Genomic DNA, 24278 nt, shown 5'->3' with positions numbered 1-24278 from the left:
CGCCGATGCCGTCGCGAGCGCGCCGCGCATGAGCGCGACCGCCCTGATCTGCCTCGGCGCCAGCGACGGCCCGCGCGCGGAGAATCTGCTCGAAGCCGCGGCGCAGTTGCTGGCCGACTCCGACGCCAGCTTGGCCGCGGTGTCGGAACTGTACGGCGACCGCCACCGCCTGCACGCCGGCGGCGCGACCTTGAACCTGATGCTGGCGCTGGACTGGCGCAACGCGCTGCCGGCCGAGGCGCTGGAGCGCCGCTTCAAGCGCATCGAGGCCGGTTTCGGCCGCGAGCGCGATCCGCGCCGGCGCATGCCGGTGCCGCTGGACATCGACCTGATCGGCACCCTCGACGCCGCCGGCGCGCACTGGCAGGCGCGCTACGATCCGGGCCGGGCCTATCTGTTTCACGGCTTGAACCAGCTGGCGTTGCCGCCGTTGCAGGCCGCGCTGCAAGCGCTGCAAACCCAACGCGGCTTCCAGGCGCAAGCCAATGCGCACGGCTTCTACGCCTATGCCGGCGCCGGTTTCGTGCGCCGCTATCTGCTCGAACGCGCCGCGCAATTGCGCGCCGGCGACGGACAACGGGAGACCGGCTGATGAGCGCCACCGCGACGACCCTGGTCACCGGCGCCTCGCGCCGGATCGGCCGCGCATTGGCCGAAGCCTGCCTGGCGCGCGGCGAGCGCGTGGTCGCGCACCGGCGCAGCGAAGACGCGGCGCCCGAGCCGTATTCGGCGCCGGTCGAGGCCTGGTGCTGGGACATGCGGCAAACGCTCGGCGAGTTGCCGGCGCAGCAGATCGACCATCTGATCCTCAGCGCCTCGCTGTTCGAACGCGGCCATGCCTGGAACGCGCTGTCGGCGCAGGCCGGCCCCGGCAGCGCCAGCGCCGACGAACGCGAGCGGTTCGTCCGCCAGTTGCAGGTCAACCTGCTGGCGCCGTGGGAATTGGCGGTGCGCCTGCACGCGCGGCGGCCGTTGCGTTCGGTGGTGATGCTGCTCGACACCTATCTGGACCGCTCGTTTCCCGGCCACGCGGCCTACCAGGTCAGCCGCGCCGCCGGCGCCGGCTTGGTGCGCGCGCTGGCCGCGGAACTGGCGCCGTGCCGGGTCAACGCGGTCGCGCCGGGCACGGTGTTGCCGTCGGTGCGCGACCCGGCCGAGCGCGCCGAACAGGAAGACGCGATCGCCGCACGCACCGTGTTGGGACGCATGGGCGAGGTCGACGACGTGGTCGCCGCGGTCCTGTACCTGCGCGACGCGCCGTACGTCACCGGCGAAATCCTGCGCGTCGACGGCGGCCGCTTCAAACTCTGAAAAACCCGCATGGCCTACCTGTAGAAGCGGTGCGAGCCGCGACCAACCGCAGCGACGCAATACCACGCCTCATTCCGAAGCAACGGATCTACCCGCTGGAAAACGCCGATGCCCAGGCTTCGGCCGTGACGCTTGCGTACACCGCTGCGGTTGGTCGCGACTCGCGCCGCTCCTACAGGGAGCTCAGGTTGCGATCCACCCTCCCGAAAACCAAGGAAGACCATGAACATCATCCAAGGCGACCTGCTGCAACTCGCCGCCGAAGGCCGCTTCGACGTCATCGTGCAAGGCTGCAACTGCCAATGCCGGATGGGCCGCGGCATCGCGCTGAGCATCCGCGAACGCTTCCCGGCCGCGTGGGAAGCCGACCAGCGCACCGTGCCCGCCGACCGCGGCAAGCTCGGCACTTACAGCCAGGCGCAGGTCGAAGAAAACGGCCACCGTTTCGTCGTGGTCAACGCCTACACCCAGTTCCACTGGCAGGGCGAGGGCGTGCTCGCCGACTACGACGCCATCGGCCGGGCGATGCGCGCGGTCGCGCGCGAGTTCCACGGCCAGCGCATCGGCTATCCGCTGATCGGCGCCGGCCTGGCCAAGGGCGATTGGAAGGTCATCGCGCCGATCATCGAGGAGGCGCTAGCCGGCGAGGACCACACCCTGGTCGAGTTCACCGGTTGAGGGTTCGCGCTGCGCGGATCGGAAAGCGTCGGTCCTGAAGGTCCTCGCGCAAGCGCACCCGAAGGCCGGTCGCTGTTGCGGGAGAGCCTTCGGGCCCGAGGCTTTGTTTCAGACAGCCGAAACCCGCGGCGCCGCGCGCCGCGGGTTCATCGCATAGCAAACGGCTTCGAGCCGCCGCCTCAAGCCTGCGCCGCCAACTCCGCCATGTGCTGGGCGATGCGCTGGCGCGCCGCAGCGGCGTTGTCGCGCGCGCGTTCCCACGAGGCGCGCGCGGCGCCCTGGGCCTGCTCCCAGCTCAAGGCCGAACCCAGGCGGATGCGCTGGTAGCGCCCGCGCAGGTCCAGCCCGGGATCGTCGAAATCGCGGCCGGGGTGTTCGAGCTGCACGGAAATGCCGACGTAGAACGCCGGCGCGTAATCGCTGAAATGCGTTCCTTCGCGATAGAACTCCGCCTCGCGGAAGTGGCTGGCCCAATAGCTCAGCCCGGGCGTGGTCGGAGTGGGGCGGCCTTGCAGGGTGGTCGTCATCGCTCTGGCTCCGTCGTCGGGAACCCCTGTGCGCGCACCGTAGCCCAGGCCGATGTTAGTTGTCCGTTAGGAACGATTCGCGATTGCGTGAACTGTGAATGGGGCAGCGCTTCGCCGCGCGCAACCGCCCGACGCGGAAAAGTCCGCGCCGGGCGGGGAATGCGGGCGCAGCGGGCCGTCGCATCCGCGACCCGCGCCGCTTACGGACCTTGCGCCGCCGTCACCGCCGCATTGGCGTCGATCAGGCCCGGTCCGCAACCGCCCGGGCACTTGGCCGCGGCGATCGGCCGCGCGGTGCTGGTCAGGATCGCCTGCACCTGCGCGGTGTTCAGCGCCGGCTTCACCGACTTGATCAGCGCGACCACGCCGGCCACGTGCGGCGCGGCCATCGAGGTGCCCTGATAGAAGTCGTAGCCGTTGCCGTCCACGGTCGACAGCACGCCGCGGTTGGCGTGGTTCTGCGTGCACTTGCCGCTGACCGACTCGCCCAGCGCGAGGAACTCGGTCGCCGGCGAGCAGGTCTCGCCGCCGGGCGCGGCGATGTCGATGCCGGTGCCGTAGTTCGAGTACCAGGCGCGGTTGCCGTTGATGTCGCTGGCGGCGACGGTGATGGTGTTCGGGCAACTGGCCGGGGTGAAGCCGGACACGTCGGTGTTGCTGTTGCCGGCCGCGACCACGACGATCGAACCGTTGGCGGTGGCGGCATTGATCGCATCGCGATAGGCCAGGGTCTGGGTGCAGGCCTGGGCGCCGCCGAGCGAGAGGTTGATGACGTCGGCCGGATTGGGATTGGCCGGTATGCCGCTGACCGTGCCGCCGGACGCCCACACGATGCCGTCGGCGATGTCGGAGGTGGCGCCGACGCCGCTGTTGCCGAGCACGCGCACCGGCAGGATCTTGGCGTTGCGCGCGACCCCGGCGACGCCGGCGCCGTTGTTGGTGATCGCCGCGACCGTGCCCGACACATGGGTGCCGTGCTTGATGTTGGACGAGTCGGTGGCGTTGTTGTCGCGGCCGTTGCCGTCGTTGCCGCCGCCGCAGTTCGACGGCAGCCCGGCGAACAGGCACGACAGGCCGAGGCCGTTGACCGAGCTGACGAAGTCGTAGCCCGGCAGCAGGTTGGCGTTGAGGTCGGTGTGCGACAGATAGCCGCTGTCGACCACCGCGACCACCACGCCGGCGCCGTCGGCCTTGTCCCAGGCGCTGGGACCGTTGATGCCGACCGCGCTGTCGGCGTAATGCCATTGCTCGCTGAAGCGGGTGTCGTTGGGGGTGAGCTGGGCGCTCATCAGCAGGTCGGGTTCGACGTATTCCACCCGCGGATCGGCGGCCAGGCGCTTCATCAGCGCGATCGCGTCGCCGCGGCTGAGGCCGCGGTCGGCGCGGATCACGTCGGCGCCCATCGACATCCGGCGCAGGTGCGACAGGCCCAGGCGCGGCTGGCCCTTGGCCGCGGGCAGCGCGGCGGCGGCGCGGCCGAGCGCGGCGTCGAACTCGGCCGCGCTGGCGCGGGCCTTGCTGTTGGCCTGGAACTTGACGATGAAGCGGTCGTAGCGGACGCCGTCCTCGAGCCCGGCGATGTTGACCGTGGCGGCCGCGGCGGGCGCGGCGCAGAGCGCGGCCAGGACCGCGGCGGTGGCGAGCGCGAGCGGGCGCAGGGCGCGGACGGAAGCGTGGAGGCGTGGCAGGGTCGGGTGCGACATCGGCGAAGTCCTCACGTTGGGGTCAGGCCGCAGGCAGCGGCGGGACGGGTCCGGCGGGGCGTGGCGGCCGGGGCGAACGCTCGGTCGCGTCGGCGGGGCATCGGGGTCGCGCGAACGGCGGATCGGCGATGCCGGCGGGTCGGGCCCGGACCCACTGTAGGCCCGGGCGCCGGCCCGGAATCGGCAAAAGCGCCTGGAAACCAGGGCAATCAGTGATCGCGCGCACCGTTGGACGCTGCCGCCACCTTTCGGTTGCGGTGTGCCGAATCGGCGCCTGCGAGCACCGCACCGCCGGGCCGGACGCGCCTTTTAACCAGTCCGAGCGTGCCAGGCCGCGCACACGGTATGCTGTGCGCGCCGCGCTGTACCGCGCGGACAGCGACCTTCGCGAGAGCGCGCGTGACGGCAAACGACGACAGCGCATACGATCCGGCCCGCGCCAGCGAACACTTGCGCTTCGTCCGGCGCATCTACCAGATGCGCACCCTGGGCCTGGGCTTCGGCTTCTTCGCGGTCGGCGGCGTGCTGTATCAGCAGGTCGCGCCGTGGTGGCTGTGGGCGGCCTTGTTCGGCAACGGATTCCTGTGGCCGCCGGCGGCCTACTTGCTGGCGGTGCGCAGCCGCGATCCCGAATTCGTCGAGTACCGCAGCCTGATGATCGACTCGATCATGGGCGGGGTGTGGATTGCGGTCATGCAGTTCAACGTGGTGCCGAGCGCGCTGCTGGCGGTGATGCTGTCGGCCGACAAGATCGGCGTCGGCGGCTGGCGTTTCCTGCTGCGCACCGCCGCCGCGCAGGCTCTGGCCTGCGCGATCGCCTGGGCCGCGCTCGGGTTCGGCTTCGCCCCGCACAGCTCGATGACGGTGATCCTGGCCTGCCTGCCTTTCATGTTCGTCTACCCGATGGCGATCAGCAGCGCCGCTTATGGTTTGGCGCGCAAGGTGGTGCGGCAGAACCGCCAGCTCGCCCTGATCAGCCGCACCGATCCGCTGACCGGCCTGCAGAACCGCCTGCACTGGGACGACGCGGCCAGCGCGACCATGACCCACTGCGCGCGCTGCGACAAACGCGCGGCGCTGGTGGTCATCGACGTCGACCGCTTCAAGGAGATCAACGATTACCACGGCCACCAGATCGGCGACGCGGTGCTGCGCCGGGTCGCCGACGTGCTGCACCGCGCCGCGCGCATGACCGACACCGCCAGCCGCATCGGCGGCGACGAGTTCGCGCTGATCCTGATGGACACCGAGGCCGACGACGCCCGCGCCATCGCCGAGCGCCTGCGCCGCGCGGTCGAGGACGCGCGCTTCGACGACGCGCCGGAGCTGCGCTGCACGGTCAGCATCGGCGTGGCCGCGACCGGCGCGCGCTCGTACACCGCGGCGATGTGGATGCGCCACGCCGACTCGGCCCTGTACCGGGCCAAGCAATCGGGCCGCAACGCGGTCGAGGTGGCGCCGGAATGAGCGACGCGACCAACGAGATCGCGCCATCGCGCGAGCCGCACGACGGCGCGGCCGTCGTCTGGACCGACTGGGCGCCGGCCGGCGGATGGGCCGGATACGCCGACGAAGCCGCGTTCTGGAACGCGCTGCACGAGGGCCTGTCGGAAGCCGACGGGCAATGGCAGTGCATGAACTTCAGCCACCAACTGACCGTGTGGGAGTACTGCGCCGACGGCAGCGCGATCCTGATCGGCTACAGCGGCGAGCGCATCGCCGAGTTGCAGACCCAAGGCAGCGGCGGCGCGCTGCGGCATCTGCTCGCGATCGCCGCGCCGTTCGGCCTGACCGCGCGAACGCCCGCCGCCGGCTAGGCGCGGCCGCCGGCGACCGCGGCGCCGGCATTTGCCAGCGCGCGAGCCCGCTCTCTAGAATCCCCGCACGCCGCAGCGAGCCTCGCCGGGGCCGCGGTTCCCATCAAGGCAGGGTATGGCAGACAACGACAACAGCGTCGCGCAGGCGCGCATCGGCGTGATCGGCCTGGGCTACGTCGGCCTGCCGCTGGCGCTGGAATTCGGCAAGGTCTACGACACCGTCGGCTACGACATCGACCCGGTGCGCGTGGCCCAGCTCAGCACCGGCGAGGACCGCCATCACGAGCACGATGCCGACGAGATCCGCAGCGCCGCGCGCCTGCGCTTCAGCGCCGCGCTCGAAGACCTCGACGACCGCGACACCTTCGTGGTCACCGTGCCCACGCCCGTCGACGAGCACAAGCGCCCGGACTTCACCCCGCTGATCCTGGCCAGCCGCGCGCTCGCCGGCGTGCTCAAGCGCGGCGACACGGTGATCTACGAGTCGACCGTGTATCCCGGCGCGACCGAGGAAATCTGCGTGCCCGAGCTCGAACGCGCGTCGGGCCTGCGCTGCAACGAAGACTTCTTCGTCGGCTACAGCCCGGAGCGGATCAATCCCGGCGACCGCCAGCGCAAGCTGGTCGACATTCCCAAAGTGACCTCGGGCTCGACCCCGGACACCGCCGAGCGGGTCGACGCGCTGTACCGCAGCATCATTCCCGCCGGCACCCACCGCGCCTCCAGCCTGCGCGTGGCCGAAGCCTCCAAGGTCATCGAGAACACCCAGCGCGACGCCAACATCGCGCTCATCAACGAGTTCGCGCTGATCTTCCAGCGCCTGGGCATCGACACCACCGAAGTGCTGGAAGCGGCCGGAACCAAGTGGAATTTCCTGCCGTTCCGGCCCGGCCTGGTCGGCGGCCACTGCATCGGCGTGGACCCGTACTACCTGATCCAGAAGGCGCAGAGCGCCGGCTACTACCCCGACATCCTGCTCGCCTGCCGGCGCATCAACGACGCGATGGGCGGACACGTGGCGGCCGAAGTGATCAAGCGCATGATCCAGCGCGGCATCGCCGTGGCCGAGTCGCGCATCCTGATCCTCGGCCTGACCTTCAAGGAAAACTGCGCCGACCTGCGCAACACCCGGGTCATCGACCTGGCGCGCGAGTTCGGCGAATACCGCGCCCGGGTCGAGATCTGCGACCCCTGGGCCAACGCCGAGGAAGCGCGGCGCGAATACGGACTGGACATGGTCGAGGAGCCCGCGCAAGGCGCCTACGACGCGATCGTGGTGGCGGTCGCGCACGAGCAGTTCCGCGCCCTCGGCGCCGCCGGCGCGCGCGCTTACGGCAAGCCCGGGGCGTTGCTGTACGACATCAAGAGCCTGTATCCGCGCGACGAGGTCGACGGGCGCTTGTGAGGTCGGGGGCGTAGGTCCGCAGATCGCGGCGACCGGGCCGAAAGGCATCGGGCCTGAAGACCCTCCCACAAGAGCAGGCGCACCTCGCAGAACGTCATCCCCGCGAAAGCGGGGATCCAGAGCCGCAGCGTACCTGCGGACAAAACGACGGTGGGAGGGGCTTCGGCCCCGACGCGTTTCGCTCCGGCGCCGCGATCGGTCGACAAAGGTCCGCCACGCCTCCTCCAGAACGTCATCCCCGCGAAAGCGGGGATCCAGAGCCGCCGCGCACCCGCCAGCGAAGCGATGGCGGCAGGGCCTCCAGCCCCGCCGCCGTTCGCTCCGCCGCCGCATCCCGCCCGGCCCCGTACAAATCCTGCACCCGGCCGCGGTTATGCTCGACCCCAGCCCGTGAACCTTCCGATCGCCATGACGCGCTATTCCGTGTACGTCGCCAGCCTGGTCCTGACCGTGGTCTGCGCGATTCTGGTCTTCCTGCATCACCCGTACTGGCTGTGGGGCCTGGCCGCGTTCGGCGCGGTCGCCGCGCTCGGCACCGCCGACCTGCTGCAGACCAAAAGCACCCTGCGCCGCAATTACCCGGTGATGGCCCACTTCCGCTACGGCCTGGAGTCGATCGGCCCGGAAATGCGCCAGTACTTCATCGAGGCCGACACCGCCGAGGTCCCGTTCTCGCGCCAGCAGCGCGCGCTGGTCTATCAGCGCTCCAAGTCGGTCAACGACGTGCGCCCGTTCGGCAGCCAGGTCGACGTCTACAGCCTGGACTACGAATGGATCAACCATTCGCTGGCGCCGAGCGCGCACGTCGCCCACGACTTCCGCGTCAGCATCGGCGAAAACACCGCGCAGCCGTATGCGGCCAGCGTGTTCAACATCTCGGCGATGAGCTTCGGCTCGCTGTCGGCCAACGCGATCCGCGCGCTCAACAAGGGCGCCAGGCTCGGCGGGTTCTACCACGACACCGGCGAAGGCTCGATTTCGCCGTACCACCGCGAGAACGGCGGCGACCTGGTCTGGGAAATCGGCTCGGGCTATTTCGGCTGCCGCGACGAGCGCGGACTGTTCAGCGAAGAACGCTTCGTCGCCAACGCGACCGACGCGCAAGTGAAGATGATCGAGATCAAGCTCTCGCAAGGCGCCAAGCCCGGCCACGGCGGGGTATTGCCGGCGGCCAAGGTCAGCGCCGAGATCTCGGCCACGCGCGGCGTGCCGATGGGCCAGGACTGCGTGTCGCCGGCCGCGCACACCGCGTTCGACTCGCCGCTGGGCCTGCTGAAGTTCGTGGCGCGGCTGCGCGAGCTGTCCGGCGGCAAGCCGGTCGGCTTCAAGCTCGCCATCGGCCATCCCTGGGAATGGTTCGGCATCGCCAAGGCCATGCACGAAAGCGGGCTGCTGCCGGACTTCATCGTCGTCGACGGCGCCGAGGGCGGCACCGGCGCAGCGCCGGCGGAGTTCATCGACCACGTCGGCGTGCCGATGCACGAGGCGTTGATGCTGGTCCACAACACCCTGGTCGGGCTGGAGCTGCGCGACAAGATCCGCATCGGCGCGGCCGGCCGCATCACCAGCGCGTTCGACATCGCCCGCACCCTGGCGATGGGCGCGGACTGGTGCAACGCCGCGCGCGGCTACATGTTCGCGCTGGGCTGCATCCAGGCGCAGAGCTGCCATACCGACCGCTGCCCGACCGGCATCGCGACCCAGGACCCGAGCCGCTGGAACAAGCTCGACGTGCCGGACAAATCCGCGCGCGTGTTCCACTTCCACGAGAACACGCTCAAGGCGCTGCGCGACCTGCTGTGCGCGGCCGGCCTGCGCCACACTTCGGAGATCGGCCCCGAGCACATCCTGCGCCGGGTGTCGCCGACCGAAGTGCGCTCGCTCGGCGCGCTGTACAACTTCCTCGCCCCGGGCGACCTGATCGGCAAGATTCCGGCGCATGCGGTATTCCAGTCGTTCTGGGCCGGCGCGCGCAGCGATTCGTTCGCCGCGCCGGAGCGGGTGCTGGCGATGCGGGCGAGCAAGTCGTTCTGATCGCGGCGGCGCAGCGCTCCGAGGCGTTGCGCGGCAGCGAAACGAAAACGGGTTCCGGCGCAAGCCGGAACCCGTTTCGGTTTTTGTGGGCGCTGCGCAGGCAGCCGCGCAGCGCCGGACCGCTTACAACAGTTCCAGCACCCGCTCCGGCGGCCGCCCGATCACCGCGCGTCCGCCGTGCACGAACAGCGGCCGTTCGATCAACCGCGGATGCGCGGCCATCGCCGCGATCAAGGCATCTTCGCCGAGCGCGGCATCGTCGAGCCCGAGCTGCCGATACTCGTCCTCGCCGGTGCGCAGCAGCGCGCGCGCGTCGACGCCGAGCAAGCCCAGCAGCTCGCGCAACTGCGCCGCGTCCGGCGGCGTTTCCAGATACGCGATCACTTCCGGCTCGATGCCGCGTTCGCGCAGCAGCTCCAGCGCGCCGCGCGACTTGGAGCAGCGCGGGTTGTGGTAGAGGCGGGTAGGGGCGCGATGCGCGTCGGTCATGGACGGACTCCTGCAAACCAAAGTCGGGCGAGGCGCGCGCGGCGGCTCGGATGCGCACGCGCGCGTTCGCGGGAACGCGGTTGCGAGCGATCGGCGCCGCAACGAAAAAAGCCGGCTTTCGCCGGCTCGTTTCTTGCAACTGGTGGGCGGTGCAGGGTTCGAACCTGCGACCCTCGCCGTGTGAAGGCGATGCTCTACCGCTGAGCTAACCGCCCGATGTAATCGGGTCGCAAATTGTAATCGGGCCTTCGCGAACTGACAAGCCTTTGCGGGCATCGCGGTTCGAAGCGGCCTTGCGGCCCGGCCCCGTCTGCGAAAACGGGGCCGCAAGGCTTGCGCCCTGGCCGCGAATCGCCCTGAAAACAGCCCGATTCGCGACGATTCCGCGCGCCGGCCGCGACTCCGGGCCGGGCGGCCGTCCCCGCGAACGGGGCGCCGCCGGCGCGCGAAGCTGAAGCCTAAGCCGCGCGGCCGCGCATCCTGGCCGAATCCTGCGGCCGGCTCCAGCGCGCGCCACGCTCGGGCTCAAGTCACTCGATCTGTTCCTTGGCGTAAGCCGCATCCAGCGCTTCCATCGCATCCACCGGTTTGAGCTTGGCGGCCTTCTCATATGCCGCCGCGGCCGCGGCTTCCTGCTTGTCGCCGTGCAGCAGCATCAGCACGTTGCCGTGTTCGATATGGGCGATCGGCGAGTCCGGGGTCAGCTTCAGCGCGGTCTTGATGTGCTTCTCGGCTTCGCTGGCCTTGGCGCCGTACGTGAGGCCGCCGATCATGCCGCCGATCTTGTCGATGATCTCGGCGTGGTACAGCGCCATCGCGGTATGCGCTTCGGCGTGCTTGGGCTCGAGTTCCAGGGTCGCGTCCAGCGCAGTGCGCACCTTGCCGGCGATGCCGTCCTTGAGCGCCTTGGCGATGCTCAGGCCCTGGCTGTAGCGGCCCAAGGCGAAGGCGTAGCGGTAATGGCTGTTGGCCTCGTCCGGCAGCGCGGCGACCGCGGCTTCGGCGATCTTGGCGGCCTGCTGGTAGCGCTTGAGCTGCTCGGCTTCGTCGTCGACCAGATAGGTCGCGTGGATGCCGAGCGCCTTGACCGCGACCGACGCGCCGACCGGGCCGAGCTTTTCGCCGGCATCGAACGCGGCCTTGAAATCGCCGCGATGGAACGCGCGCCAGGCCTCCTGCAGCGCCTCGGCCAACGCGTCCGCGTCCACGCCCTTGGGCGCGGCCTTGCCCGCGGCCTTGATCAGCGCGGCGGCGCGCTTGGCGTCGGGGAAGGCCTCGGCATCGCCGGCGTGCAGCTTGGGCCAGGCTTTCTTGAGGGCGTCGCCGGCGTAGGCGTAGGCCTTGGCGTCGTGCGGAAAAGCGGCCCAGGCGGTCTTGGCGGCCATGTACTGTCCTTGTTCGAACGGGATCGGACCGGCAGCATCCCGCCGCGGCGGGGGCGCTGGCAAGAGGGCGCGCGCGAGGGTGTGCGGCTGAACGCGCTAGTGCCATTGCTCGATGCGCGCTGGCGATAGTGCGCGGGCGAAACCGTCCATTCCGGGCGGTCGACGGAGCGCAACGATGGCAGTGGGCAAACGCAACAAGCAGGCGGCCGAGCCGGCCGTCAATCAGGCCACCACGCTGCGGCACCTGTGGCTGGCCGGTCTGGGCCTGGCCGCGGTCGCCCGCCGCGAGGCGCTGGCCGGCGCCGGCCGCGCCGCCGGACAGGTCGAGGCGCTGCAGCAGCGGGTGCGCGGCATCGCCGCGGACGCGCGTGGCAACGTCGTCGGCGGGATCGAGAACGTGCGCGGTCAGGTCGAGCCGAAAGTGATGCAGTTCAGCGCCGAAGTCGAGGCGCGGCTGGCGCCGGTGCTCGACAAGCTCGGCCTCAAGGGCCAGCGCAAGCCGCGCGCGCAGCGCAAGGGCCGCAAGCCGGCGGCGAAGAAGGCCGCAGCGCCGCGCCGCGCGCCGCGCAAGCCGGCCGCGCGCCGCACGCGCAAGGCCTGACGACCCGCATCGGACCCGGCGGAGCGATGCGCGCTCCGCCGCGTTGCGCGCCGCCGCGGCCGACGGCGGCGCCGTGCGTTCAGCGCGGACGGTAACGGTTGACCACCATCCCGCAGGCGTAAGCCTGCGAATCCAGCAATTCCAGCGCCAGCCCGGCCTCGGGAAAGATCGAATCGCCCGATCCCGCCGCGGCGGGATTCAGGTAGAACTCGAACTCGTCGACCAGCCCGGCCGCGGTCAGCGCCGCGACGAACCGCGTGCCGCCGAAGCACAGCAGGCCGCGCCCGGGTTCGGCCTTGGCCGCATTCACCGCTTGCGCCAGCGCGCCGCCGGCGATGCGCGTGCGCGGCCACGGCGCGCGCTCGATGCGTTGGCTGACCACGATCTTCTCCAGCGCGGCGATGCGCCGGGCGAATTCGAACTCCGGCTCGGGGCGTCGTTCGCCGGCGCGGGTCCAGTGCTCGATATAGCCTTCCTCGGCCATCGGCCGGCTCAGCACGATCGCATCGGCGCGTTCGAAGCCGGCGTTGAAGCGGCGCTTGAGCTGCGCGTCCCACGGCCAGTCGCCGTCCCAGCCGAAATTCCACAAGCTCCACGGCGGTCCGGACGAGGCCACGCGGCCGTCGACGGACATCTGCATCTGCACGATCAACGGGCGCATGGCGCGGCTCCGGCGGGCGGTGCGGGCCAGTGTGCGCCGCGGGCGGTGCGGTTTGTCAGCGCCGCGGCGTGCGCCGCGCAAGCCGGCGGCGCGCCGCACGCGCAAGGCCCGAGCCGACGAAAAGGGCGGCATGCGGCGCCCTTTTTGGCCGACACCCGCCGCGTTCAGTCGAGGTAGGCGCGGGTCAGCGTGTTCAGGTGCATCCGCTCGGCGTCGCGCAGGAACGGCGACAGCAGCATCATCACCTGGACGATGCCGTCGCGGATCGCCGCGTGCTCGTCCTTGTCGCCGCGCGCGGCGGCGTAGTTGAGCCAGAACGTGGCGATCACCAGCACGTTGGTCGCGGTCGCGGCCAGCTCGTCGCCGGAGGCGCGCATGATCCCGGCCTGCGACAGCCCGCGCATGACCAGGTGGGCCTGTTCGTCGGCGCGCTTGAGGATGCGCGCGAAGCGCATGCGCAGGCGGCGGTTGCGGCTGAGGATCTCGACCAGGTCGCGGTACAGGAAGCGGTAGTCCCAGATGCACTCGAACACCAGGTGCAGCTGCAGCCAGATGTCCTCCAATCCCGGCAGGCGCCCTTGCGGCGCGGCCAGCGCGGCGTCCATGCGCTCCTCGAACCGAGCGAACAGCTGCTCGATGATGTCGTCCTTGTTGCGGAAGTGGTAGTACAGATTGCCCGGGCTGATTTCCAGCTCGTCGGCGATGTGGTTGGTGGTGACGTTGGGTTCGCCCTGCGCGTTGAACATGATCAACGCGGCATCGAGGATGCGCTGGCGGGTCTGTTTCGCCATCGTGGGGCCCGGGCGGGGGAGCGGGGCGGGGCGCGGCGTCAGCCGCGCAGTTTCTTGACGAGGTCGACGTACTTCTTCTTGGCCTCGTTCTGGTCGGTGCCCTTGAGCTTTTCCCAGGCCTCGTACTTGGCGGTGCCGACGAAGTCGAAGAAGCCCGGCTTGGGGCCGCTGACGTCGCCCTCGGCGCCTTGCTTGTACATCGCGTACAGGCGCAGCAGGGTGTCGTTATCGGGGCGTTCGGGCAGGGACTGGACGTCCTTGGCGGCTTGTTCGAATGCGGCTTGGATATCGGACACGTTGGGCCTCTCCTGGGCGCCAGGCTGAGGCGGCATCTCACCATGCGTGCCGGGGTGGGTCAATACGGAAAGGAATTGTTACCGCGGCCGCGCTCTGGCACCGTAGCGTCATGCCGCCGCAACGGCGGCCGATCGGGGCCATCCAGGAGAGGGGTATGAGCTATTTCGTCACCGGCGCGACGGGTTTCATCGGTCGCTTCCTCGTCAGCAACCTGCTGAAACGCAAGGGCACGATCCACGTGCTGGTGCGCAAGGATTCGCAGAAGAAGTTCGACGCCACGGCCAAGAAGATGGGCTGGGACCTCAAGCGGGTGATCCCCGTGGCGGGCGACATGACCCAGCCCAAGTGCGGGCTGACGCCGGCGCAGCTGCGCGCGTTGAGCGGCAAGATCCGGCACTTTTTCCATCTCGCCGCGATCTACGACCTGACCGCCAGCGCGCAGGCGCAGCGCGCGGCCAACATCGACGGCACCCAGCATGCGCTGGACCTGGCCGCCGCGCTCAACGCCGGCTGCTTCCACCACACCAGCTCGATCGCCGCGGCCGGCATGTACCCGGGCGTGTTCCGCGAGGACATGTTCGACGAGGCCGAAGGCCTGGACGATCCCTACCTGCGCACCAAGCACGATTCCGAAGGGCTGGTGCGCGCGGAGAAGCGGATCAAGTGGCGGATCTACCGCCCCGGCATGGTCGTCGGCCATTCGCAGACCGGCGAGATGGACAAGATCGACGGGCCGTACTACTTCTTCACCTTCCTCAAGAAACTGCGCGAAATGCTGCCGCCGTGGATGCCGATGCTGGGCCTGGAAGGCGGCCGCATCAACATCATCCCGGTCGACTACGTGGTCGACGCGATGGACCACATCGCGCACAAGCCCAAGCTCGACGGCCATTGCTTCCATCTGACCGATCCGGAGCCGCAGCGCGTCGGCGAGGTGCTCAACACCTTCGCGCGCGCCGGCCACACGCCGGAGATGACCATGCGCATCGACGCGCGCATGTTCGCGTTCGTGCCGTCCGGCATCCGCGGCGCGGTCAGCAACCTGCCGCCGGTCAAGCGCTTCATCGGCATGCTGCTGCGCGACTTCAAGATTCCCAAGGAGGTGATGAAGTTCATCACCTATCCGACCCGCTTCGACAACCGCGAAACCGAGCGCGCGCTGCGCGGCAGCGGGATCAAGGTGCCGCACCTGGACAGCTATGCGTGGCGCTTGTGGGATTACTGGGAACGCCATCTCGATCCGGACCTGTTCGTCGACCGCACCCTCAAGGGCAAGGTGCGCAACAAGGTCGTGGTGATCACCGGCGGTTCGTCCGGCATCGGCCTGGCGACGGCGGAGAAGGTCGCCGCGGCCGGCGCGGTCACGATCATCGTCGCGCGCGGCGAGGACGAGCTGTTCAAGGCGCGCGACGCGATGAAGGCCGCCGGCGGCAAGGTGTTCGCCTACACCGCCGACCTGGCCGACATGGGCGATTGCGACCGCCTGGTCGAGACCATCCTCAAGGAACACGGCCACGTCGACATCCTGGTCAACAACGCCGGCCGTTCGATCCGCCGCTCGATCGAGCTCAGCTACGACCGCTTCCACGATTTCGAGCGGACCATGCAGCTGAACTACTTCGGCAGCCTGCGCCTGATCATGGGCTTCATGCCGAAGATGACCGAGCGCCGCAAGGGCCACATCATCAACATCTCCTCGATCGGCGTGCTGGCCAATTCGCCGCGGTTCTCGGCCTACGTGGCGTCGAAGGCCGCGCTCGACGCGTTCAGCCGCTGCGCCCAGGGCGAGCTGTCGGGCAAGGGCATCAGCTTCACCACCATCAACATGCCGCTGGTGAAGACGCCGATGATCGCGCCGACCAAGATGTACGACAGCATCCCGACGCTGAGCCCGGACGAGGCCGCCGACCTGGTGGTCAAGGGCATCATCGAACGGCCGAGCCGCATCGCCACCCGCCTGGGCATCTTCGCCTCGGTGGTCAACGCGCTGGCGCCGAAGGCCTACGAGGTGGTCATGAGCACCGCGTTCGAACTGTTCCCGGACTCGGCCGCGGCCAAGGGCGACCGCAAGGGGCTCAAGGACGAACACGCCAGCAACGAACAGATCGCGTTCGCGGCGCTGATGCGCGGCGTGCACTGGTAAGCGCGCCGTCCGGCGCAACGCACGAAGCCCGGCGCTGCCGGGCTTCGTCGTTTCAAGCTCTTGCGAGATCCGCCTGCGCTCCCTGTAGGAGCGGCGCGAGCCGCGACCGCGGCATCGCGCTTGCGACGCAAGCTTGCAACCCCGCGGTCGCGACTCGCGTCGCTCCTACAGGGGTTGCAGCCGGATCAGTAGGCCTTGCACTGGAAGAAACGCACGCGGGTGTTGCTGCCCGGCGGCGGTTGCAGTTGCACGCGCGAGGAGCGCAGTTCCGGATAACGCTCCAGGACCTGGCAGATCGCGTCGACGTCGGCTTTTTCGGCGTCGATGAGGCGGTAGATCAGCAGGTTCGACGGGGTCGACCACAGCGCGCGCTCGGTGCCGGGCAGGCGCGCGACGGTGCGGATGACTTCGGCGCGGTCGGCGGCGGCGTTGCCGCTGGACGCCGAGGCCGCTGGCGTGGCCGGATGCGGCGCGGCGACGGGCGCGGCGGGCGTCGCAGTCGCCGGCTCGGGCGCGGCGGCCGCCGGCGATGCGGGCGGTTGCGCCGGCGCGTCGCTGTCGTTCGCGTCGCTGTCGTTGCCGTCCGCAGGCGCGTTCGCTGCGACCGGCGCGGCCGGCGCCTCCGGTTCGTCCGGCAGCAACTGCGGCACCGCGAAGCCGACGATCAGGGCCAGCACGATCGCCGCGCCCCAGGCGCCGACGATGGTCTGGATGCTGCGCTTCTGCGCCGCGGCGATGATGTCGTGGCGGGTCGAGGCCGGCAGTTGCGGTTCGACCAGTTCCCACAAGGTCTCGCCGCTGTACAGGTCGAGGCCGTCGGCGACGCGCTCGGAATGGGTGTCGAAGCGGCCGGTGGTGACCAGCAGGCCGCCGGCGGCGCCGTGGAAGCGCACCGCGTCGGCGAGTTCGGCGACGGTCGCGGCGGGCACCTTGTAGTCGCCGTCGCCGAGCTTGCACGACAGCAGCCAGGGCTTGCCGGCGCGCAGCAGGCGCAGTTCGGCCTGGGTGCCGCGGGCTAGCGATTCCTCCACCGATTCGGCCTCGAAACCGCGATCGCGCAACGCCTCGACGATCAGGCGCGCGAATTCGCGCCAGCGCATCTTGGCCAGCCCGGCGATGCCGGTGGCGACTTCAGTGCGATGGCGGCGATACGACCACAGGTAGGCGGTGGACCCCAGGCCGAGCGTAAGCGCGACGGCGGCAGCGGCCCACAGGGAGAAACTCGACATGCAACGCTAAGCCCATAAAAGACGCTGAGGATATACGGCTTCAGACATATGAATTCCTCGCGAATTGCGACGCAGTTCGCGAAAATGATGTGTGCAGAGTGTGCCGTTCATGGCAGAACGTGGCGCCGAGAGGGTAGTGAAGTGCGCGCAAAAACAGCGCAAACCCTGCGATACGCGGCGTTCGGGCATAAGAAAGCCCGCCAGTCCGAAACCGTAAGGGGAGGGGAGCATACGGAAGCGCGGACTGGCGGGCTTAAGCGGCGCCGCGCGCTGGCGGCGCGGCGCGGTACAGCGGGTAGTACTACCGAAGTTTCGTGTCAGCGTTCAGGACGCCGGCGCGACCGCGGCGTGAATCAGGGGGCGACCGGCGGCTTGGGCTTGGCCACGGCCTTGCGCGGCGCGCGGGCCTTGGCCGGCTTGGCGGCGGCGGGCTTGGCGGCCTTCTTGGCGGTGCCCTTGCGCGCCGGGGCGGCGCCGCCCTGGCGGCGCAGCTCGGCGGTCAGCGCGTCGACGCGCTCGCTGAGTTCGGCCAGATCGTCGCGGCCCGGCACGCCGAGCTTGACCAGGGCGCGCTGCACGCGTTCTTCGAACACCTTTTCCAGGCGGTCCCAGGTGTCGGTCGCGCGCTCGCGCGCCTGGCCGACCTTGGACTCGACCGCATCGCGCAGGGCGCCGGCTTGGCCGCCGGTGAACTTGCGCGCGGTCTGCTCCAGGCTCAAGCCTTCCTTGACCAGGCCTTCGAACAGCTTGGTGCCTTCGGCCTGGGCGCGGCCGAACGCGCCGACGCCGGCCAGCCAGATCTGCTGCGCCGATTCGCTCAGGGTCTTGGACAGGCGCTCGGCCTGTTCCTGCGCGCCCGCGCCCTTGCCGGCGGCGCCGGCGGAGCGGGTCTTGCCCGAGGTCTTCTTCGCGGTCTTCTTGAACTTGGCGGCCATGGACGTCCTGTGATTAAGGTTAGTGCTGTGCCGTCACGATGGGCCCGCTGTCTAGAGTATTCACACCAGCGAGCGACGGATGCGCGGAAGCGAGCGAAGGCGCGCGGCCTTCGCTCGTCGATCGGATCGGGTGCGCGCGTTCGCGCGGCTCAGTGCGGCGCGGTCGCCTGCCGGCGCTTGCCCGGCCGCCGCCGCGCGACCAGGCGGTCGACGTCGTCGAGCGCGCGGCGCAGGCGCGCGGTGGTCTCGCTGTCGCGCGCGGGCGGGGCGATGCCGTCGAGGATCGAGCGCTCGGGATCGGCCAGCACGTCTTCGCGCAGGCGCAGACCGTGCGCGGCCAGGATCGGCGCCAGTTGCTCGGCGCGCGCGCGCAGGTCGGCCAGGGTGTTGCGGTAGGCGATTTCGCAGATGCGCCGGCGCGCGGAGAAGCTGAAGGCGTTGGTGAAGAACAGTTCGCGGTCTTCGGCGTTGGGTTCGAACACCAGTTGGTCGATGTCGGGGTATTGCTGGGCGTAGCGGGCCAGGCCGACCTGCATGCGCGATTGCAGCAGGGTGCGGAAGGTCTGCGACAGCACCGCCGGCAGGCCGCCGGCGGCGAGGCTGTTGTCTTCGGCTACGGCGGCGCCGTGGTGGTGGTTGAACGGGACCAGCGGGTTGAGGCCGATCAGCAGGTCGATGCCGCGGTCGAGCACGACCGAGGCGTGCATGGTCCGGCGCAGCGCGCCGTCGACGAAATGGCGGCCTTCGATCTGCACCGGCGGGTACAGGCCGGGCAATGCGGCGCTGGCCTGCACCGCCTTGGAGATCGGCACGTCGTCCCAGCCTTCGCCGCCGAAGCGCACCGCGTCGCCGCTGTCGATGTCGACCGCGACCACGTACAGCTCGGCGTCGAGTTCGCGGAAGTCGTTGCTGCGGCCGCGGCGGGTGAACACTTCGCGCAGGAAGCGTTCGACTTCGCGGTTGTCGAACAGGCCGTTGGGGATCAGGCCGCCGAAGCGGGTGATCAGGTCCGACCAGCGCGCTTCCAGCGGCGAGAACAGCAGTTCGCGCCACCATTCGGTGGCCAGGCGCGGAAAGCTGGCGGCGCGCTTGAGGTATTCGACGAAGGCCGGGCGCATGAAGGTTTCGGGCCGGAATTCGACGTCGGCGCTGTCGCCGGTGACGAAGATGCGGCACATCTCGGCGGTGTCCATGCGGTTGGCCAGGCCGGCGGCGAGGAAGGCGCCGCTGCTGACGCCGACGTAGCAATCCAGCCGGGTCAGGTCGAGGCCTTCGATGGCTTCGTCGAGCGCGCGCAGCGCGCCGAGTTCGTACATGCCGCCGATCGGGCCGCCGCCGGCGATGGCCAGGCCGATGCGCGGGGGCCGCGCCGGCGCGGCGGCGCTGTTGCGTCTGGAGGCGCGTTTTGCAGTGCCGTTGGTGGAGGTGCCGTGATCGGCGCCGCCGTTGGACTGGCTTCCCTTCGCCGCCGGCTTGCGGCTCGCCCGATTGCGGGCGGAATGGAGTGACAGCATGTGATCGGCGGCACGGCCCTGGCGGTAGTCGGTCGAGTGTAGCCCAGCGGGGCGGGGCGTCGAGCGGGGGCGTACGAAGGTCGAAGGCGGTGCGGTTCTGGGGGCTTTGGGCGGAACTCTCCGGGAAGGAACGCCCCGGGGCCGAGGGCACCCCGCGGGCAAGGCCTTCGGCAAAAGCCCGCGGGGTGCCCTCGGCCCCGGGGCTTGCGTCGCGTCTGGGGGCTCGCTCTTGCGGGTTCTTCGGGCGCCCGCGATCATCGCCTTCGATGTCCAGAACATCCGACCTCACGGGCAAGGCCTTCGGCAAAAGCCCGCGGGGTGCCCTCGGCTCCGGGGCTTGCGTCGCGTCTGAGGGGCTCGCTCTTGCGGGTTCTTCGGGCGCCCGCGATCATCGCCTTCGATGTCCAGAACATCCGACCTCAACCGCCGCATGGCCTGCCTGCTGGCCCGCCACCAGGCCTTGCACGATCCCGAGCGCGAGCCGCGCAACCGCCTGCGCTGGCTGCCGGAGCTGCGGCAATGGCAGGCGCGCCGGCTGGAAGCCAGCTTCGACCGCTTCCTGCGCGATCCGCGCCGGCGTCCGGCGGCGCGGTTCTTCCTCAGCGATGTCTACAACGACCGCGACTTCAGCCGCCGCGACGCCGACATCGCGCGGGTGCTGCCGATGATGCAGAAGCTGTTGCCGGGCCCGCTGCTGGCCACGGTCGCCGATGCGATCGAGCTCGGCCTGCTGACCCAGGCCTTCGACCTGCGCATCAGCGAGCGCCTGCACGCGCTGGCGCCGCGCCGGCGCAAACTCGACGGCGCGCTGTACGCGCAGGCCTACCGCGCCTGCGGGCTGCCGCGCTTGCGCGAGCGGCAGATCGAATTGATCGAGGCGGTCGGCCTGGGCCTGGGCAAGGCGCTGCGCATGCCGGGGATCATGACCCTGCTCAAGCTTTCGCGCGGCCCGGCCAAGGCGGCCGGGCTGTCGGAGCTGCAGGGATTCCTGGAGCGCGGCTTCGCCGCGTTCGCGCAACTCGGCGATGTGCGCGAGTTCATCGCCGAGATCGGCGCCGACGAGCGCGAGGTGGCGCGGCGTTTGTTCGACGGCGAGGACGATCCGTTTCCGGGGCTCGACTAGCCGATCAGGTCGCAGCAATTGTCGCGGCAACTCCCTGTAGGAGCGGCGCGAGCCGCGACCGCGGGGTTGCAGGCCGGCGTCGCAAGCGCGGTGTCGCGGTCGCGGCTCGCGCCGCTCCTACAGGGGCTTGCGGCCGCTGTCGCTGAGGGCTTGCACGAACGCCGGCAGCTCCCGCCGCCACTGCGCGCTGCCGATCTTGTCGAAATACAGGCTGCGCCCGCTGTGTCGCGCATCGACCCGGGCCAGGTCGGCCAGCCGCTGGGTCGGGCCGCCGAGCGGCGCGAACAGGAAGAACTCGAGCCGCTCGCGCGCGCCGTCGTCGCGGCTCAACCGCCAGGCGATGCGTTCGCCTTCGACGTCGAACAACCCGTCCGCGCCGGACTCGCCCTCGACCCGCCAGCCCGCGCGTTCGAGCGCGTCGCGCAGCTGGTCGAGGCGGGCCCGGGTCATGCGGCCGGGCTTACTTGAACTTTTCTTCCAGCACGCGGCGGATCTCGGCCTCGATCGGCCCCTTCATCGCGCCGAGCAGGAAGCCGAGCTGGGCGGTCACGCGCAGGTGTTCGGGACCGACCGCGATCTTGCCGTCGACGCCGCTGCGGGCGAAGTTCAGCACGTCGCCGTCCCAGTTGTATTCGACGTCGAAGCGTTCGGCGAGCTTCTTGGCCACGTCTTCGACGGCCTTGCGGGCCTTGGCCGGGGCCAGCGAATGCGGGTGGCGGATATCGATGCTGGACATGTCTGGGTCTCCCTGGAAGCCGGCTATTGTGCGGGCAGGGGCGGGCGCATCCAAGTCCGCCGCCGGCGCCGCGCGGGCGGCGTCGACGCCGGCGTTGCCGTCGTTCATGCGCGACCGCGCGCGGCGAGGTGTGCCGGGCGCGCCAACCTGCTAGATTTCCGCCGGGTGAGCGCCCTCAAACTGCGATACCCCAACCGCGAACATGGCGACCTGGCGTTGAAGCCGGGCGTGCATGCCATCGGCCGCGATTCGGCCGGCCGCACCGTGCTGGTCGACGACGCCGACGCGGCGATCGCGCAGTTCAGCGTCGACCGCCGCGGCGTCTGGCTGCAGGTGCGCGACAGCCTGCACGGTCTGCACGTCAACGGCCGGCCGGTCAAGCGCATGGCGATGCTGCGGCCCGGCGATGCGATCTTCATCGACGGGGTCGAACTGCTGCTGGTGGCCGACAAGCCGGAGCCGGCGCCGCCGTTCGGGGTCGAGATTCCGGCCGATTCGCGCATGGTCGTGCGCGGCGTCGGCGGCATGCACCACGGCCGTTGCTACACCCTGGAGCAGCCCAAGGTGATCGGCCGCGCCGGCGATTGCGACATACGCATCAACGAACCGGCCTTCGCCGACCGCCACGCGCGGCTGGAAGCGCACGCCGACGGCGTGGTGCTGCGCGACGTGGGTTCGCTCGACGGCAGCGTGGTCAACGGCCAGGCGGTGCGCCACGCGCTGCTCAAGCCGGGCGACCAGTTGTTGCTCGACGGTCAGCACCGCTTCGTGATCGAAGCGCCGACCCGGCGGCTGAGCGCTGCCGACGCGCTGCAGGCGCAGCTCGCGCAGGAGCAGGCGGCGAACGAGGAGCGGCCGACGCCGCCGTCGGCCTTGCCGTCGTCGGTGCGGCGCATGCCGTGGCTGCTGTTGGCGGCGGTGGTGATGGCGGGGTTGCTGGGGTTGCTGCTGCTGTACGGCGCGCGCTGATTCCGTCGCACCCACGCGAGACTCGGTAGCTCCCTGTAGGAGCGGCGCGAGCCGCGACCGCGGGGTCGCCAGCTCCGCCGCAAGCGAGGTTTCGCGGTCGCGACTCGCGTCGCTCCTACAGGGGCTGCGGCCGCTTCGTCCTGGACTTGGACAGCTTCTTCCACACGCGCCAGCCGAGCAGCGCCACGAGAATGCCGGCGTACAGCGCCGGTTCGCGGATGTCGGATTTGACCAGCCACCAGAAGTGCAGCACCGCCAGCACGGCGATGACGTAGACCAGTTGGTGCAACTTTCCCCACAGCCGCCCGAGGCGCCGCATCATGCCCTGGGTCGAGGTGATCGCCAGCGGCACCAGCAGCAGCCACGCGGCGAAGCCGACGGTGATGTAGGGGCGCTTGGCGATTTCTTCGAAGATCTGGGTCCAGTAGCTGCGCAGGTCCAGTCCCAGGTAAGCGGCCAGATGCAAGGTGGCGTAGAAGAACGCATACAGCCCCAACATGCGGCGGAAGCGCAGCAGCGCGGGCTGGCCGGTGAGCTGGCGCAGCGGAGTGATCGCCAGCGCGATCATCAGGAAACGCAGCGCCCATAGGCCCAGGCGGTGCTCGATCTCGGCCACCGGGTCGGCGCCGAGGTCGCTGTGGCCGCTCACCATCTCGGCGCGGATCTGCCAGGCCAGGGCCGCGGCCGGGGCCAACGCCAGCAGGTGGGCGGCCGATTTGGCGACGAGCAGCCAAGGCGGAGTCTTGCGCGGAGCGACGGGACGACGGGCGGTGGCGGGGCGGCCGGAAGCGGGGGCAGCGTCGCTCATCTCAGAACCAGGTCCTGAGGTTCATGCCCGCGTACAGGCTCGCCACTTGTTCGGCATAGCCATTGAACGGCTGAGTGGGCACCCGCTCCGGGAACATCTTGCTCGCGCTGCCGGAGATTCGGCGCTCGGTCCGCTGGCTCCAGCGCGGATGGTCCACCGCCGGATTGACGTTGGCGAAGAAGCCGTACTCCTCCGGCTGCAGCGAATTCCAGGCGGTGGCCGGGCGGCGTTCGACGAAGGTGATGGCGACGATCGACTTGATGCTCTTGAAGCCGTACTTCCACGGCACCACCAGCCGCAAGGGCGCGCCGTTCTGCTGCAACAACGGCTTGCCGTACAGGCCGGTGGCGAGCAGGGTCAGCGGGTGCATCGCTTCGTCGATGCGCAGGCCCTCGCGATAAGGCCAGGGAATCGACGGATAGGCCATCCCGGGCATCTGGGCGCGGTCGGCGAGCGTGGTGAAGGCGATGTATTTGGCCTTGGAACTGGGTTCGAAGCGCCGCAGAACATCGGCCAGCGGGACCCCCAGCCAGGGGATCACCATCGACCAGCCTTCCACGCAACGCAGCCGGTAGACCCGTTCTTGCGGCGCCAGGCCCTTGATCAGATCCTCCAGCCCCAGCTTGCCCGGTTTGGCGCATTCGCCCCCCACGCTGACCGTCCACGGACTCAGGCGCAAGGTCTTGCGGGCCGACGACGGGTCGCGTTTGTCGGTGCCGAATTCATAGAAATTGTTGTAGCTGGTGACGTCGGCGTAAGTGGTCAACGTCTCGCTGGCGTGGAAACCGGCCTTGATCTGCTCAGGGCTGGCCGGCCGGGCGTTCGGCGGCGGCGGCGCCTCGGCCGCGGCGCAGCCGGCGAGTCCCAGGGCCGGGCTCAGCGCGAGCGCCGTCAGCAACCGCCGGCGCTCGCGGTAGACAGCCTCGTCGGTAATCGACGATGCGGGAATTTGCAGAACTCGGCGCAACGACATGGGGGGCTCCAAAAGCGGTGGGACGCAGGGGCGGCGCGTAGGGTACCGGTCATAAGACGATCTACGAACCGTTTCATTCCATAGAGGCAGCCCGGGCGGCAAAAGTTGCGCGGGTAACGACACGTACACACGGTGCTGCACTGCGGCAT

25 protein-coding genes and 1 tRNA gene are annotated in these 24278 nt (G+C 70.0%); 11 read left to right on the top strand and 15 right to left on the bottom strand.

From position 1 onward, the window contains the following. Positions 1 to 28 precede the first annotated feature (28 nt). The 3 genes from JHW38_RS06070 to JHW38_RS06060 all read left to right on the top strand — a co-directional run bounded on the left by JHW38_RS06070 (position 29) and on the right by JHW38_RS06060 (position 1989). Positions 29 to 592, top strand: a complete 564-nt coding sequence (locus JHW38_RS06070; RefSeq protein WP_207525095.1) for a 2-amino-4-hydroxy-6-hydroxymethyldihydropteridine diphosphokinase — start codon at positions 29 to 31, stop codon at positions 590 to 592. Beyond that, the gene (locus tag JHW38_RS06065; protein WP_207525094.1) at positions 592 to 1311 is read left to right on the top strand and encodes an SDR family oxidoreductase; all 720 of its coding nucleotides are present in this window, start codon (positions 592 to 594) and stop codon (positions 1309 to 1311) included. Before JHW38_RS06070 ends, JHW38_RS06065 begins: the two co-directional genes overlap by 1 nt. Positions 1312 to 1533: 222 nt before the next feature. After that, positions 1534 to 1989, top strand: a complete 456-nt coding sequence (locus JHW38_RS06060; protein ID WP_207525093.1) for a macro domain-containing protein — start codon at positions 1534 to 1536, stop codon at positions 1987 to 1989. Between the two features lie 179 nt (positions 1990 to 2168). Here the strand turns inward: JHW38_RS06060 and JHW38_RS06055 are convergent, their stop codons facing one another. Both JHW38_RS06055 and JHW38_RS06050 read right to left on the bottom strand, forming a co-directional pair. Further along, complete coding sequence (locus tag JHW38_RS06055; protein WP_207525092.1) at positions 2169 to 2516, bottom strand: hypothetical protein; 348 nt, start codon at positions 2514 to 2516, stop codon at positions 2169 to 2171. A 200-nt stretch (positions 2517 to 2716) separates the two neighbouring features. Beyond that, positions 2717 to 4219, bottom strand: coding sequence for a S8 family serine peptidase (locus JHW38_RS06050; protein WP_207525091.1), 1503 nt, complete (start codon positions 4217 to 4219; stop codon positions 2717 to 2719). Positions 4220 to 4618: 399 nt separating this feature from the next. Here JHW38_RS06050 and JHW38_RS06045 point away from each other — a divergent pair, with 399 nt between their 5' ends. The 4 genes from JHW38_RS06045 to JHW38_RS06030 all read left to right on the top strand — a co-directional run bounded on the left by JHW38_RS06045 (position 4619) and on the right by JHW38_RS06030 (position 9475). Next, entirely contained in the window at positions 4619 to 5686 is a 1068-nt protein-coding gene (locus JHW38_RS06045; RefSeq protein ID WP_207525090.1) for a diguanylate cyclase, read from the top strand. Continuing rightward, complete coding sequence (locus JHW38_RS06040; protein ID WP_207525089.1) at positions 5683 to 6036, top strand: hypothetical protein; 354 nt, start codon at positions 5683 to 5685, stop codon at positions 6034 to 6036. Before JHW38_RS06045 ends, JHW38_RS06040 begins: the two co-directional genes overlap by 4 nt. A 115-nt stretch (positions 6037 to 6151) precedes the next feature. Further along, positions 6152 to 7441, top strand: a complete 1290-nt coding sequence (locus JHW38_RS06035; protein WP_207525088.1) for a nucleotide sugar dehydrogenase — start codon at positions 6152 to 6154, stop codon at positions 7439 to 7441. 408 nt (positions 7442 to 7849) lie between these two features. Then, positions 7850 to 9475, top strand: a complete 1626-nt coding sequence (locus JHW38_RS06030; protein ID WP_207525087.1) for an FMN-binding glutamate synthase family protein — start codon at positions 7850 to 7852, stop codon at positions 9473 to 9475. A gap of 123 nt (positions 9476 to 9598) precedes the next feature. On the opposite strand, the gene arsC is transcribed toward JHW38_RS06030, so the two are convergent. The 3 genes from arsC to JHW38_RS06015 all read right to left on the bottom strand — a co-directional run bounded on the left by arsC (position 9599) and on the right by JHW38_RS06015 (position 11349). After that, positions 9599 to 9964 (bottom strand): arsenate reductase (glutaredoxin), encoded by a 366-nt coding sequence (gene arsC, locus JHW38_RS06025; protein WP_207525086.1) that lies wholly within the window; start codon positions 9962 to 9964, stop codon positions 9599 to 9601. A 140-nt stretch (positions 9965 to 10104) separates the two neighbouring features. Beyond that, positions 10105 to 10179, bottom strand: a tRNA-Val gene (locus tag JHW38_RS06020). A gap of 315 nt (positions 10180 to 10494) precedes the next feature. After that, a complete protein-coding gene (locus tag JHW38_RS06015) occupies positions 10495 to 11349 on the bottom strand; it encodes a hypothetical protein (RefSeq protein WP_207525085.1) in 855 nt (284 codons plus the stop codon). Between the two features lie 175 nt (positions 11350 to 11524). Between JHW38_RS06015 and JHW38_RS06010 the strand changes: the two genes are divergently transcribed. Then, entirely contained in the window at positions 11525 to 11950 is a 426-nt protein-coding gene (locus JHW38_RS06010; protein ID WP_242691236.1) for a hypothetical protein, read from the top strand. Between the two features lie 79 nt (positions 11951 to 12029). Here JHW38_RS06010 and JHW38_RS06005 read toward each other — a convergent pair whose 3' ends face one another. From JHW38_RS06005 to JHW38_RS05995, 3 genes are all read right to left on the bottom strand, one after another. Next, positions 12030 to 12611 carry a dihydrofolate reductase family protein gene (locus JHW38_RS06005; RefSeq protein ID WP_207525084.1) on the bottom strand — a complete coding sequence of 194 codons (582 nt, stop codon included), beginning with the start codon at positions 12609 to 12611 and terminating at the stop codon, positions 12030 to 12032. Positions 12612 to 12775: 164 nt separating this feature from the next. Further along, positions 12776 to 13402, bottom strand: a complete 627-nt coding sequence (locus tag JHW38_RS06000; RefSeq protein ID WP_207525083.1) for a TetR/AcrR family transcriptional regulator — start codon at positions 13400 to 13402, stop codon at positions 12776 to 12778. 38 nt (positions 13403 to 13440) lie between these two features. Next, the gene (locus JHW38_RS05995) at positions 13441 to 13698 is read right to left on the bottom strand and encodes an acyl-CoA-binding protein (protein WP_207525082.1); all 258 of its coding nucleotides are present in this window, start codon (positions 13696 to 13698) and stop codon (positions 13441 to 13443) included. A gap of 155 nt (positions 13699 to 13853) precedes the next feature. On the opposite strand from JHW38_RS05995, the gene JHW38_RS05990 reads away from it, so the two are divergent. Beyond that, the gene (locus tag JHW38_RS05990; RefSeq protein WP_207525081.1) at positions 13854 to 15842 is read left to right on the top strand and encodes an SDR family oxidoreductase; all 1989 of its coding nucleotides are present in this window, start codon (positions 13854 to 13856) and stop codon (positions 15840 to 15842) included. A gap of 185 nt (positions 15843 to 16027) precedes the next feature. Here JHW38_RS05990 and JHW38_RS05985 read toward each other — a convergent pair whose 3' ends face one another. The 3 genes from JHW38_RS05985 to JHW38_RS05975 all read right to left on the bottom strand — a co-directional run bounded on the left by JHW38_RS05985 (position 16028) and on the right by JHW38_RS05975 (position 19520). Continuing rightward, positions 16028 to 17071, bottom strand: coding sequence for a restriction endonuclease (locus JHW38_RS05985; protein ID WP_207525080.1), 1044 nt, complete (start codon positions 17069 to 17071; stop codon positions 16028 to 16030). Positions 17072 to 17424: 353 nt separating this feature from the next. Next, complete coding sequence (locus tag JHW38_RS05980; protein ID WP_207525079.1) at positions 17425 to 18006, bottom strand: phasin family protein; 582 nt, start codon at positions 18004 to 18006, stop codon at positions 17425 to 17427. Between the two features lie 149 nt (positions 18007 to 18155). Continuing rightward, positions 18156 to 19520, bottom strand: coding sequence for a patatin-like phospholipase family protein (locus tag JHW38_RS05975; protein ID WP_207525078.1), 1365 nt, complete (start codon positions 19518 to 19520; stop codon positions 18156 to 18158). 400 nt (positions 19521 to 19920) lie between these two features. Here JHW38_RS05975 and JHW38_RS05970 point away from each other — a divergent pair, with 400 nt between their 5' ends. Further along, positions 19921 to 20643 carry an FFLEELY motif protein gene (locus JHW38_RS05970; protein ID WP_207525077.1) on the top strand — a complete coding sequence of 241 codons (723 nt, stop codon included), beginning with the start codon at positions 19921 to 19923 and terminating at the stop codon, positions 20641 to 20643. Positions 20644 to 20760: 117 nt separating this feature from the next. Here the strand turns inward: JHW38_RS05970 and JHW38_RS05965 are convergent, their stop codons facing one another. Continuing rightward, on the bottom strand, positions 20761 to 21093 hold the full coding sequence (locus tag JHW38_RS05965; protein ID WP_207525076.1) for a hypothetical protein: 333 nt from the start codon (positions 21091 to 21093) through the stop codon (positions 20761 to 20763). A gap of 10 nt (positions 21094 to 21103) precedes the next feature. Further along, a complete protein-coding gene (locus tag JHW38_RS05960) occupies positions 21104 to 21379 on the bottom strand; it encodes a polyhydroxyalkanoic acid system family protein (RefSeq protein WP_207525075.1) in 276 nt (91 codons plus the stop codon). A 165-nt stretch (positions 21380 to 21544) separates the two neighbouring features. On the opposite strand from JHW38_RS05960, the gene JHW38_RS05955 reads away from it, so the two are divergent. After that, positions 21545 to 22348 (top strand): FHA domain-containing protein, encoded by an 804-nt coding sequence (locus JHW38_RS05955; RefSeq protein ID WP_207525074.1) that lies wholly within the window; start codon positions 21545 to 21547, stop codon positions 22346 to 22348. A 115-nt stretch (positions 22349 to 22463) separates the two neighbouring features. On the opposite strand, the gene msrQ is transcribed toward JHW38_RS05955, so the two are convergent. Further along, the gene (gene msrQ, locus JHW38_RS05950) at positions 22464 to 23156 is read right to left on the bottom strand and encodes a protein-methionine-sulfoxide reductase heme-binding subunit MsrQ (protein WP_207525073.1); all 693 of its coding nucleotides are present in this window, start codon (positions 23154 to 23156) and stop codon (positions 22464 to 22466) included. A 1-nt stretch (position 23157) separates the two neighbouring features. Further along, positions 23158 to 24129 (bottom strand): protein-methionine-sulfoxide reductase catalytic subunit MsrP, encoded by a 972-nt coding sequence (gene msrP, locus JHW38_RS05945; protein ID WP_207525072.1) that lies wholly within the window; start codon positions 24127 to 24129, stop codon positions 23158 to 23160. Positions 24130 to 24278: the final 149 nt, after the last annotated feature.

Origin of the sequence: Lysobacter enzymogenes (genome assembly GCF_017355525.1) — a bacterium.
Classification (GTDB): Bacteria; Pseudomonadota; Gammaproteobacteria; order Xanthomonadales; family Xanthomonadaceae; genus Lysobacter; species Lysobacter enzymogenes_C.
This window is presented reverse-complemented; position numbering and strand designations above follow the sequence as displayed.